The organism is Glaciecola sp. HTCC2999, from assembly GCF_000155775.1.
Taxonomy (GTDB): domain Bacteria; phylum Pseudomonadota; class Gammaproteobacteria; order Enterobacterales; family Alteromonadaceae; genus Opacimonas.
On record NZ_DS989811.1, the window covers coordinates 450,437 to 463,270 of the forward strand.

At 39.7% G+C, this 12,834-nt stretch carries 7 protein-coding genes and 1 pseudogene; 5 read left to right on the forward strand and 3 right to left on the reverse strand.

Annotated elements, in window-relative coordinates; genetic code table 11:
• Window positions 1-2,376: pseudogene (locus G2999_RS12000) on the reverse strand (PAS-domain containing protein); the annotation flags it as partial.
• Between the two features lie 439 nt (window positions 2,377-2,815).
• On the opposite strand from G2999_RS12000, the gene G2999_RS06035 reads away from it, so the two are divergent.
• From G2999_RS06035 to G2999_RS06055, 5 genes are all read left to right on the forward strand, one after another.
• Complete coding sequence (locus G2999_RS06035; RefSeq protein WP_010179770.1) at window positions 2,816-3,061, forward strand: DUF4212 domain-containing protein; 246 nt, start codon at window positions 2,816-2,818, stop codon at window positions 3,059-3,061.
• 5 nt (window positions 3,062-3,066) lie between these two features.
• Window positions 3,067-4,806 (forward strand): sodium:solute symporter family protein, encoded by a 1,740-nt coding sequence (locus G2999_RS06040; protein WP_010179772.1) that lies wholly within the window; start codon window positions 3,067-3,069, stop codon window positions 4,804-4,806.
• A 131-nt stretch (window positions 4,807-4,937) separates the two neighbouring features.
• On the forward strand, window positions 4,938-5,405 hold the full coding sequence (locus G2999_RS06045; RefSeq protein WP_010179774.1) for a hypothetical protein: 468 nt from the start codon (window positions 4,938-4,940) through the stop codon (window positions 5,403-5,405).
• A gap of 57 nt (window positions 5,406-5,462) precedes the next feature.
• Window positions 5,463-7,295: a DUF294 nucleotidyltransferase-like domain-containing protein gene (locus tag G2999_RS06050; RefSeq protein ID WP_010179777.1), complete on the forward strand. Its 1,833-nt coding sequence runs from the start codon at window positions 5,463-5,465 to the stop codon at window positions 7,293-7,295.
• Between the two features lie 41 nt (window positions 7,296-7,336).
• The gene (locus G2999_RS06055; RefSeq protein ID WP_034955493.1) at window positions 7,337-8,005 is read left to right on the forward strand and encodes a 3'-5' exonuclease; all 669 of its coding nucleotides are present in this window, start codon (window positions 7,337-7,339) and stop codon (window positions 8,003-8,005) included.
• Here the strand turns inward: G2999_RS06055 and G2999_RS06060 are convergent.
• Window positions 7,997-9,964 carry a tetratricopeptide repeat-containing sulfotransferase family protein gene (locus G2999_RS06060; RefSeq protein WP_010179780.1) on the reverse strand — a complete coding sequence of 656 codons (1,968 nt, stop codon included), beginning with the start codon at window positions 9,962-9,964 and terminating at the stop codon, window positions 7,997-7,999. The two genes, G2999_RS06055 and G2999_RS06060, sit on opposite strands and share 9 nt — an antisense overlap.
• A 140-nt stretch (window positions 9,965-10,104) precedes the next feature.
• Window positions 10,105-12,585: a TonB-dependent receptor gene (locus G2999_RS06065; RefSeq protein ID WP_010179781.1), complete on the reverse strand. Its 2,481-nt coding sequence runs from the start codon at window positions 12,583-12,585 to the stop codon at window positions 10,105-10,107.
• Between the last annotated feature and the right edge of the window lie 249 nt (window positions 12,586-12,834).

The following is a 12,834-nucleotide window of genomic DNA, read 5'->3' on the forward strand; positions in this document are numbered from 1 at the left end:
TGGCTAGTGCTAGAAACGTGTCTTACTAGCGTTCGCTTCTTCTGCTGCACGTCGAGCTCGAATCAATTCTTTTTCTGCGTCATTACGACGTTCAATCTCCAAGCGTAAATCTGCATTGATCGAGTGAACTTCCTCAGTACGCTTTTTCATACGGTATTCTAGGTCAATATTTGACTCTTCTAATGCCTTTTGAATTTCTACATGATTAGTAATGTCATTAAAACTGGTCACAAAGCCACCGCCAGGGAGGGGATTCCCTGTCATTTCTACTACATGGCCATCACTGCGTTGGCGTGTAAAGCGATGAGGGGTTGCATTTTTAAGATGCTCTAAGCGTCGTTGGATCATGTCTTCAATATCACCCATACCCAGTTCACCACGTTTAGCATTAAAGCGCATCAACTTTTCAATGGGTGTACCTACAATCAAATAGTCATCTGGGTAGTTAAATAACTCGACGTATTTTTTATTCCACGCGACTAAATTTAAGTGTTTATCTATGACACTGATCCCCTGATCCATACTTTCTAAAGAAGTAAGTAGGGCGGTCATATTAAATTGCATAGCTTGAGTGGTATCGTCAAAGAAGTTAATAACCTCCGTAAAATCAAGTTTTTTACCTTCTAATACGCTATTGATAAGTGCTTGAGAACTAGATGAACCGATAACACCACCTAATGCTTTTTCACAAAACGAAATAAACTCATCGTCAGGTACTTGATGTTGAAGTAATGAAATATTGTGAAGTTGCTCGAACTCAGAAACGAGTTGATTGCATCGACTTGGTCCCATAAAAGTCGACAATAAGGTGACTAAATCAGAGGAGTGCACATTAATAATGGTACGTTTCGTATTATCTTGATTTAATTGTGCCGGACGTACAAACGCTTCGGCTTGAATTTTGTCAATGAGCCTTGCTGGTGCGATTTTTGAAAAAACAATATAGGCTATTGCATTAGCAAATAAGCTAACTAAGGCGCCTTGACTCAAAATTTCTGATTGAGAATAGACACTCATATCTTCATTAAGTAAAGGAATAATGAGCCATAATGTCCAACTCACCAGTCCCATTAATAGTCCCGCATAAACACCGTGAGCATGGCCTTTTTTCCAATATAAACCACCTACAATTGCCGGTAATAATTGAACGACTAATGAAAAGGCAATTAATCCAATAGAGCTTAATGAACGTGAACCGGTAAGTTGTTGTTGGTATACATAGGACAATAATAAAACCAAGGCAATAATTAAGCGGCGTACTAAACGAATAGTCCGGCCATAGTCTTCTTTGTGACCGGCTTGATTCGGGTTATCGAGTAATTTTGGTAACACAACATCATTGGCAAGCATGGTCGATAATGTCAAAGTCGCTACAATAATCATGGCAGTAGCTGCAGATAAAGCACCGACAAACACGATGATTTTAATTAGTAGCATATCTGAAAAGATAGCTAATTGAAGCACATAACTATCCGAAGCTATGTTTTGTTCGGCAAACAATACTTTACCAGACATGGCAATAACAGGAATCACTAATGCGGTTAATGCCAAGTATAGAGGAAAGACCCAGCGTGCAGTCTTGATGTGTTCAATATTCAAATTATCGATGATCGCCACATGGAACTGTCGAGGTAAGCAAATCACTGCTGCACCGGCAATTAGGGTTTGTGCCCAAAAACTATAAGAAGTAAATACAGCCAATGCGTCTGCGGAGCGATATTCATGTAAGAAAGCATCTGTCGATAACCCCCTCCATGCGGAATAACCTATATAAGCAATTAAAATCAGCGCAAATAATTTGATGATAGATTCGAATGATATGGCGAGCATGAGACCTCGTCGATACTCAGTTACATCCGTTTGTTTTGTCCCGAAATAAATAGCAAAAATAGCGATAAAGACAGTTGCGATGACGACAATAAGCTGTTGGTCTTGTTGTTGTGACATGATCGCAAAAGCAGAACCTATCGCTTTTAGTTGGAGAGCGATATAAGGAATAGTGGCCATTAGCGCAATAAAGGTTACTAATAAAGCGACGGCTTGACGTTTACCATATCTGGATGCAATAAAATCCGCTACGGTATTGATGCGTTGTTTTTTACTTACCAGTGTTAACTTGGTAATAAAACTATAACCAAATATATAAACAAACATCGGACCAAGTAATATGGGTAAATACATCCAATATTCACGAGTAGATTGACCCACCGCACCTAAAAAGGTCCATGCTGTACAATAAATAGCCAGCGCAAGAGAGTAAACATATGCGTTAGATGTTATTTTACGTGCCAAAGGAGTATTACGATCTCCCCATTTGGCAATCCAAAACAAACTTGCTAGATAAAGCAACGCTAACAACAGCCAACCAAAAACCATAACAACCCTTTATTTCTCTTATTTAACTCTTTCAATTTAGCATGAGGCTAGTAAAGAAACTTACCGATAATACCAACGTCGAATGATGAAACGAAAGCCTCATAATTGGTCAATAATGTGTCTAGTACATCCATGCTATCCATCTCGAAAAGATCAGAAGTGTCGAAATCAAAGGCAACTTCCTACTAAAAAGGCTGTTAATTTTAGCATAAATTATAGAACTTTATGTTAATAGCTTGAGTCGAGACTAAAGTTTTATATCAAAAAATTAACATTTATATAAACTTTTTGATCGGGGATGGATAAGTTTAGCTATTTTCAATGATATTCAAGTGAATGACATTAGGAAATAGTTAGTCAAGTTATTTCATCGTACTTTTATTAAACATCGTAATCCAAGTAGTCATAAACGACACGTGGATTATTTTAGGAGACGCTTGTGGAGAATAACAACACATACTGGCAAGAAAACCTCCGTCTGATATTAATCTGCTTAGTCATTTGGTTTATAGTATCATTTGGGTTTGGCATTTTATTAGTAGACGAGCTAAACACAATCCGCCTTGGCGGTTATAAACTCGGATTCTGGTTTGCACAACAGGGTTCTATATATGCATTTTTAGGCTTGATTTTCTGGTACTCCAAGAAAATGAATGACCTTGATAAAAAATATGACGTGGAGTAAGAATAATGGATGAGTTAAAGCTTTATACTTATATTGCCGTGTTTGGTACGTTTGGTCTTTATTTTGCGATAGCAATATGGGCTCGTGCTGGATCAACAAGTGAGTTTTATGCAGCTGGTGGTGGGATTACTCCACTGCAAAATGGTATGGCAATTGGTGCTGACTGGATGTCTGCTGCATCGTTCATTTCGATGGCTGGTTTAATTGCCTTCTTAGGTTATGGTGGTTCAGTATTCCTTATGGGATGGACCGGTGGTTATGTATTACTTGCTATGTGTTTAGCGCCTTATATGCGTAAACATGGTAAGTTTACTGTCCCTGAATTCGTTGGTGATCGTTTCTATTCGAAAACTGCTAGAATTGTGACTATTGTTTGTCTTATTATTGCTTCGGTAACATATATCATTGGACAAATGAAAGGTGTAGGTGTTGCATTCTCTCGTTTCTTAGAAGTTGAATATGATACAGGCTTGTACATTGGTATGGGTGTTGTTTTCTTCTATGCTGTATTAGGCGGTATGAAAGGTATTACATATACACAGATTGCCCAATATATAGTGTTGATTACTGCATATACCATTCCAGGTATATTTATCTCATTCCAGTTAACAGGTAACCCAATTCCACAATTAGGTCTTGGTTCAACCTTAGCCGATGGCAGCGGAGTGTATCTGTTAGACAAACTCGACTTAGTAGTGACTGATTTAGGTTTTAAAGAATATACCACCGCTAAAATGGGTGGCACGTTAAATATGTTCGCATATACCTTGTCACTAATGATTGGTACTGCAGGTCTACCACACGTAATCATGCGCTTCTTTACTGTACCATCAGTTAAAGCTGCACGTGCTTCAGCTGGTTATGCACTTATATTTATCGCTTTATTATATACTGTTGCTCCAGCGGTAGGTGCAATGGCTCGCTATAACTTAATGAATACCATTGAGCCAAGCGCAGGTCAAAACTTAGAGTATGAACAACGTCCACAGTGGTTCAAAGATTGGGAAAAAACTGGTCTTTTAGAGTTCTCTGATAAAAATGGCGATGGCAAAATCCAATACTCTGCTGATGCAACTAAAAATGAAATGGTTAAAGTAGACCGTGACATTATGGTTCTTGCTAACCCTTCTATTGCGAATCTTCCTAACTGGGTAATTGCATTAGTAGCAGCAGGTGGTTTAGCCGCGGCTCTATCAACAGCAGCTGGCTTATTATTGGCTATATCTTCTTCAATATCTCACGATTTACTTAAAGGGATATTAACACCAGATATGACCGAGAAAACCGAATTGTTAACAGGACGTGTAGTCATGTCTGTGTCGATTCTATTTGCAGGTTATCTAGGACTCAATCCTCCAGGGTTTGCCGCAGGTACAGTAGCATTAGCATTTGGCTTAGCAGCTTCGTCAATATTCCCAGCCTTAATGATGGGTATATTCTCTCGTTCAATGAACGATAAAGGTGCGATAGCCGGTATGTGTGCTGGTCTAGGTGTGACAATGCTTTATGTATTCCAGCATAAAGGCATCATGTTTATCCCTGGTACTAGTTTCTTAGGCGATATGCAAGCAGATTGGTTCTTTGGTATATCACCTAACGCCTTTGGTGCTGTTGGTGCCATAGTCAACTTTGCAGTTGCTTTCATTGTACTTAAAATGACGCAACCTGCTCCTCAAGAAATTAGAGATTTAGTTGACAACTTCCGTTCACCACACGGTGAAGTGGCGGCGGCGCAAGATCACTAAACATAATTGATCGTTGATCAAAAGACCTCCAACAGCTGGAGGTCTTTTTTTTATTTTTGAGAAAGTGGTAGTTTTATAATACAGTCTTACATCAATTTTTAATGTTGTAATAATTTTAGTAGGTTTACCGTATGATTTTTAAGTTTCTAAACAAACTCAATCGGCACACAAAGATAGCCATATTTGTTGCCCCAATTTTAGTGATTTTAGGTTTTGCTGCTTCTGATTTATGGCTGGAAAATAAAGCCTCTGAAGCCCGTTTTTTTCAAATGACACCAGATTCAGGTGTGTGTGATATTATGGCTAGTAAGTGCGTGTTAGTATCAGGTGAATTTAAAATAAGTGTTTATCAAGAAAATGGCTTAACGACCATTAATTCAACTTTTCCTTTAGATACCGCGACCTTGTTTTTAGTTGATGAGAATGACATTCCGAGTGTGTTTCAGATGGGTATGAAGGACAGCCCTTACTATTGGTATCAAAGTACACCACTAGAGTCCTTAGCAAAATCGCCTGGTAGCCGTCAAAAAGTGCGTTTAATAGCTACGGTTAAGGGTGGGCAATATATATCTGAATTTTATTCCGTAACAGGTAGCTAACCGAGCAAAACTGTGTGTGCCATAAGAGCATAGTTTTTTGTTATAAGGACATAATCTATGAGCGAGATCCCTCACCAAGTCACTGACTTTATCTCTAAATCAGCACCCTTTGATGTATTAGATGAAGATACACTCAGCAGTATTGCCGGTAAAACCAAAGTCATTTATCTTACACCTGATAACCAAAACTCGTTGTTAAAAGAATATCAAACTTCGTTGTTTTTGATTCAAACAGGGCAATTCACTATTACTGACGAGAACGGCAACGAGCGATTTTTAAGTGAAGGAGATTACTTTGGTTTTATCGCATTGATGGAACCTGGCAAAGGTCAAATAGAAGTCGAAATTGATAGTCCAGGGGTCGTGTATTGTATTCCTAAAACGATGTTCGATGTGGCACTTGACAATCGTCGGGTGAAACGATTTTTTACCGCTGCTAAAGATGATGTGTTGCTGAATCAGGCCGTAGAGGGTTCAAATTCCATGTGGCTGTATAAACCGTTGCATGAACAGCTAGATAAAGCCCCTATCCAAATAGAGCAGCATGTAAGTATTCAAGAGGCTGCTCAAATGATGTCTCAGCATGGGGTGAGTTCATTAATTGTGACCGAAGACGAGCATCTCATTGGTATCGTGACAGACCGAGATCTTCGTAATCGAGTGGTAGCCCAAGGCATGGATATTCAATTAGCGGTCAGTGAAATTATGACTCAACGACCTGCTTATATCCTGCATAATCAAAATATGTTTGCAGCGATTGCGTTGATGAGTGAAAAGAACATTCACCATTTACCGGTACTGCATGCGAATGATCGAACTCCAGTGGGGATGGTGACTTCTTCCGATGTCATTCGTAAACAGCGCAGCAATGTGTTATTTATGATTGGAGAGCTATCTAAAGCGACAAATTTATACGAATTAACACGCACGGCATGGCAGATGCCGCAATACTTTGCTGCGAATGCTAAACGTGCTGGAGATTTTGATATTGCCGGTAAGGTACTCTCTCAAGCCACTGATATTATGACTCGCCAACTGATCGCCTTTTATATTGAACAACATGGACAGCCGCCACTAGGGTATTGCTGGGTAGTATATGGCTCCCAAGCACGAGAAGATCAAACTATGGGCTCCGACCAAGATAATGCTCTGTTATTAGCGGCGACCCCAGATGCATCACAGGCGCAATATTTTGAATCAATGGCTGAATATGTGTGTAAGGGACTCGGTAAATGTGGGATAAAATTATGTGACGGTAATATTATGGCATCTAACCCTGCACTGCGTTTAAGTGTCGATGCCGCAGTCCTACAAGCTAAAAAGTGGATTGCACAACCCACACCAGAAGCAATTTTAGAGTTTAATATCTTTTTGGATGCACGTGCGGTAGAAGGGGACAGAGCGTTATTTAAAAATTTACAACAACGCCGTAAGCCCTTGTTCAAAAATGATTTTTTCTTGGCTGCACTGGCGCGTGCGGCAAATAGTGATGCTGTGCCATTATCGGTGTTTAATAAATTTGTGTGTAGCAAACATAATGGCAAAAAAGACGGCATTAACCTTAAAGTGAATGCGATAGCATTAATTAATAACTTAGCACGTTTGTATTCGTTATCAGCAGGTATCACTGTACCAAATACTGTTGAACGTTTAAATATTTTGGGACAAATTGGGATTATTTCGACAGAAGATGCAACAAATTTACGAGATATTTGGCTATTCTTAAATCGCTTGCGCTGGCGTCATCAGTTACGCAATAACGTCACTGATAATATTATTAGTGTGTCAGAGCTATCGTCGTTAGAACAGCACCAACTCAAAGCCTCGTTTAAAGCTATCCATCGGGCTCAACAGGCTGTGGTAATGAAGTTATCCGGTGGTATTGCATAATGGCGTTTTGGTCTCATCTACGAGATAAGATTACATCCTTAATGACTGAACATAAGGGGTTACCCGATACGTTTAAACATACCTCTTTAAGTGCTTGTAATTGGCTTGCTGTCGATTTTGAGTACAGCAGTTTAGATGTATCGACAGCGAAATTTATGTCAGCAGGTTGGATAGAAGGCAATCATACCGGGATTGATATACAAAGTAGTTATTATCGGTTGATTAGAGCACAAGGAGATTTAGCCCAAACACCTATTATTCATGGTCTAACACCGAGTGATATCGCTCGGGGTGTACATGTGCGAGATATGTATGAGCATATATGTCAGTTTGCAACCTCGCATATATGGGTGTTACATAATGCCCAATTAGATATGGGGATGCTCAAAGAGTTGAGTAAGCGACTTCAACAGCCCTTACCAGCAATAGTGTGTATTGATACGATGCAACTGGCACTCTATCAATTATATAAGAAAGTGGACGTCATCCCTAAGGGAGGAGTCATATTAAGTAAGTGTCGAGAGCGTTACGAATTAGCTAATGCGCCAGCACACAATGCTTTATCTGATGCGATGGCCACCTTGGAGTTATGGATGGCCCAAATGCACTCACTCGACCCAAGTGGATGCATGACGTTAAATGAATTAAAAAATACAGGGGCGATAAAAGTATTCGCTCGCCACAATGAATCAGAACATGAGTTAGTCTGACTGGAAATGCTCAGTTAATGAAGTTAAATAAGGCGCAAAATGTTGCCATTGATGCTGAGCATTTGGATTAATGGGTTGGCGTACTTGTTCTGCACTTGGGGTCTTAACGTTGCGTTTTGTTTTATGAAAATCCAAGCAAGCATTTTCAAAAGGCACATTCAAAAATGCTAAGATTCGTCGTACTTGGCCTTCCAAATCATCCACAAGTTCTTCATGTTGTACCCGGAGAATGTTCTCCCCGAAACAACTTTCCCAATGCGCCATCAGTGCAACATAGTCATCATAGTATTGACGTATATCGGTAAGACGATAGCTAAACTCCTGACCTTCGGCAAAGAGTTGTTTAAACCCACTAAAACAGCAAGCTACAGGTTCCCGTCGTGCATCAATAATTTTTGCATTAGGAAGAATTTTTTTGATAAGTCCTAGATGGCGGAAATTATTAGGCATCTTATCAATGAACATAGGGGTGTTTTCGCTACGATGAATTTGCGTATCCTTGATAAAAGCTTCACCCCACTGGGTGAATTGTTCAGTTTTGATACTAGCTAAATTCTCTGGGTACAGATTATCGGTTTTATAACGTCCTCCTAGCTGACGAGCGAGAGAGAGAATATTGGGTAACTCGCTTGTACCTTCAATCATCGAATGAGATGCCAGAATTTGTTCAATTAAGGTGGACCCTGCTCGCGGTAAACCCACAATAAAGATAGGCGCAGTTGAGTCACAACCTGTAGGGGGATCAGCAAACAATTGAGGTGGACAATATTGAATTTGTGCTTGCAGTTGTTGTGTGGTTTCATCAGGGTTATAACGTAATTGCTGATGTTTAAGCGTGTTACCTTGTTCATAATAGCTAAACGCTTGAGCATAATCTTGATGATCTTCAAACGCTTTTCCCAATGCAAAGCAAATATGATATTTATCAGTAGGTTGAATACCCGGGCGAGCTAACATTGTCTTCATAGTATTGATTTGTGCATCACTAAACACAAATGTTTTAAGATTCGCAAGTGACCAATATGCATCCCCAAAATCAGGTTTGAGTTCACTCGCTTGCACATAATCAGCAATAGCTTTGTCCGGTTCGCCAATAGTTTTATAAGCATGTCCTCGCTGCACATAAACTGCCGCATGGCTGGTTAATTCTGAAAGTACATTCGTGAAGTGGTTAATAGCGATAGCAGTATTACCAATTGCAACACATTGATTAGCGTAAGCAAGTTCACTTAATGCATGCTTAGGATTTTCTAGATAAGTTTGCAAGGCGAGTTCATGAGCCTTAGAAAATAACTGTCTTTGTTGTAATACCTGAATCAACTCAAGTTTCAAATCAGTACTGTGGGGAGCGATGACCGTAGCATTTTCTAAAAGAATCTGAGCATCATCAAGTATGTTGAGCTTGACTGCAATTTTCGCTAATAATCGCATACCAGGTACGTGACTCGGATTTTTTTGTAAAAACTCACGAGTAAGCGTCTCTGCTTTAGCTAACCGACCTTCATAAAATGCACTTTGCGCTGCTAATAGGTATTTGGGTAGTGATTGGATTTCTTGGATCTTATCTTGTGCTTCTTGGACTAATTTAGGTTCATTGATTTGACCAAACAATAACGCAAGTTGTTGCCAACTGGCGAGCAAACCAGGATGCAGTTGAACCGCCTGCTGATAGGCACTGATAGCTTCTGCAAACTTAGCTTGCGCACGATAACAATGCCCTAATTCTTGGTAGGTACGGCCATAATCTGGGTAATAAGCTTGTAGTGTATTTAAGGTATCTATCCCCTGCGAGAGATCTTGTAAATAACGATGACAGACTGCCTTTAAGTATAATGCGCCTTGATGATCAGGAATTGCTTTAACAAGCTTATTTAAGATCTGTAAAGCGGCAGGAAATTGCTGTGCCTTAACAAGTGCCTCAGCATCGTTGAACTGAGTGTTAACGGTGTTATTTGTCATGGGGGGGCCGTTGTTCCTAAATGCCGCAATGCGATGCAAAATATGATTATACAAAATATTGACCGGAAAAAAAAATCCCTGCACGTTAAATGCAGGGATATTGTTCATTGACATGCAAAACATGTCTACACAGAGTGTGCTTAGTAATACGTGTAATTAACACTCATACCAATCGTACGCGGACGGTTAGTACTAATACGTTTAATATCATCTTGGTCATTAATGAACAATGTGGCACGCTCATCAGTGATGTTGTCGATATAAAACTTCACACGCCACGCATCTTTAGTCACACCAATGTTAGCGTTAAGGATCTGATAGCTGTCTTGTTCTTCACGCTCTGCAGCAACGATTGAGCTGTAGCTCTTTGCAGCATGTTGAAGGGCAAGCTGCCAATCCATGTCCATATCATTGTATTCCCAATCATAACGCACACGGACATTACCTTGAACTTTTGGCGTCACTGGTAACGTAGAACCAATTGGGGCAAGTTCGATAACTTGCGCTTTCGTTGCCGTTAACTCAGTATCATTAAATGAGAAAGCACCGTAAATGGTTAAATTATCCGTCGCAATATATTCAAAATCAGTTTCTAAGCCCATGATTTTAGAATCAGCTGCATTTTCGATAAAGGTTAAGATAGAAACGTTTTCAGGATCAAAACGAGACGTCTGCATATTCGTCCAATCGATATAGTACATATTACCGTTGAAACGTAAGCTTTGGTCAAGTAGCAATGATTTCCAACCAAACTCATAGTTTGTCACTTCATCAGTTTGGTAGGTAACACTTACGGTTGGGAAATCAGGGTTGGTAGATGCAACACCACCACCACGGTTAAAACCACCTGGACGGAAACCTTCTGAATATGTGGCGTAATATAAAATTTCACGTGTTGCTTGGTAAGCAAGACTGAACTTAGGGATCACATCACTTTCGCTTAATGGCTCAGTAGAGTGACCACCCGAAAGGTCATAATCACGCCCGCCATCGGTATCTAATGAACCTTGGAAAATACCAGCTGCAAAATTAGAAGAACCCGTATAATCTGTTTCTAAATCATACCAGCGCAGACCTAATGTCGCTGATAGTTTATCGGTTAGCGCATAGGTTGCTTCACCAAATACTGCGATTTGCTCTTCACTGCGAGTGATGTCGTTAAAGAACGCAACACCAGGATTACGTGTATTTGGATTGATGCTATTCGCTGTGCTGATAGGTGCATTTTGTGCAAAACCTAATTCAACTACCGCAGGGTAAATATAGTCATCTAACGTTTTAATTTCTACGTCATCATAATAAATACCCGCTGTCACACTTAAACGGTCAGATAAATCGGTTGAGAAACGGAGTTCTTGCGTTAAACGTGTATGATCTTGTTTGCCCTGGAAACCTTTGGTCGGGTCTTTACATTCACGATTTTCTGTGATGAATTCAGGAGAAATGTTGTAGTTCACGACATAGTTAGGGTTCGTGTAGGTACACGTATAATAAGCTATATAACCACCAGAGTTATTATAACCAGTATAGTCAATTGACTGTTCTACTTCACGATCTAGGAAGGCGCCGGCATACACTATATCTAGGTCGCCAATTTTACCTTCTAAAACTAATGAGGTTAAATCAACATCATCTTCTAATGAGTCTGGGAAATAACGCTCAACCTGTAAATCACCCACTTCAGGATCATAATCGAATACACCGTCTGCGCCTAATGACTGTGTGGTGTGCTGCAATAATAATGACCATGAATCATTGATAAAATATTTCAGACCAAAACGACCACCTTGGTAAAAGCTATCGTTAAAATCGTCTTCTACTAAGGCTTGGTTAGACACACTTTCATAAGTGGCATCTGGACCCAAATCAATCGCTGAAGCTGCGTTAATTGCTGGGTCAGTGGTAAATGAACCGGCGACATTATCAATATAACCACCACGGTTTACACTGTACATCGCTGCACGGAAAGCCAAATCATCTGATAATGGAATATTGATGAAACCTTCTGCAGAAGTACTCATTTCTCCGTGTTTAGTTGACTCTAAACGGCTACTAAAGCCAGCTTCAAAATCACTAGTTGGTTTATTTGTAATATAACGGATCGTACCGGCTTGTGAACTGGCACCAAATAATGTGCCTTGTGGCCCTGGTAATACTTCAATACGCTCTAAATCAGTTGCGTATAAGTCTAAGTTACGACCTGGAGCGGTAACGGGTTGCTCATCAACATATAAAGCAACGTTGGGCATAGTACCTTGAGCACCAGATAACATGACAGTGATAGGTTGGATCGCCATACCACGGATAAAAATATCAGATTGACCCGGCCCACGACCACCTAAAGTGATATTTGGCACATAACGAGCGAAATCGTCAAAATTACTGATGTTTTGTTCTTTTAAAGCTTCACCGTTTAGCGCTTGAACAGCGACAGGAGTGCTTTGAATATTTTGCGAACGTTTAGTTGCGGTGACTTCAATCGTTTCTATTTTTTGTTGTTCGGCTGCATTGGCAAACGCAGTTGAAGTAATGATAGGTTGTGTTAAAGCTAATGCCGAACATACTGCAAAGGCTAATTTTGAAGGGTTTGGTAGGCTGTGATTGCCTATATTCTGTTTCATTTAAGTACCAAATAGTTTGAGTTGAAGTTATATTTTCGATATCTAGGATACGGATTTGTTTAGAAAATGCAAATTTAGATAGTGTACGAATTATCTGTATTGTAATTATACGGGTGAGTTTGTCTTGTAGTAGCGATTAGTCTTATATAATTAATAGTTTGTTTTTTAAACATTAAAAGATGTTTTCAAGGATTATACGAGTATTAGTTGCTAAAAAAACGTCATAGCGTCAAAATAGAGATTGTTTAT

Excerpts from the sequence above, each read along its gene's own strand:
- G2999_RS06040 (WP_010179772.1), top strand. The coding sequence starts at position 3,067 with ATGGATGAGTTAAAGCTTTATACTTATATTGCCGTGTTTGGTACGTTT.
- G2999_RS06045 (WP_010179774.1), top strand. The coding sequence starts at position 4,938 with ATGATTTTTAAGTTTCTAAACAAACTCAATCGGCACACAAAGATAGCC.
- G2999_RS06050 (WP_010179777.1), top strand. The coding sequence starts at position 5,463 with ATGAGCGAGATCCCTCACCAAGTCACTGACTTTATCTCTAAATCAGCA.
- G2999_RS06055 (WP_034955493.1), top strand. The coding sequence starts at position 7,337 with ATGACTGAACATAAGGGGTTACCCGATACGTTTAAACATACCTCTTTA.
- G2999_RS06060 (WP_010179780.1), bottom strand. The coding sequence starts at position 9,964 with ATGACAAATAACACCGTTAACACTCAGTTCAACGATGCTGAGGCACTT.
- G2999_RS06065 (WP_010179781.1), bottom strand. The coding sequence starts at position 12,585 with ATGAAACAGAATATAGGCAATCACAGCCTACCAAACCCTTCAAAATTA.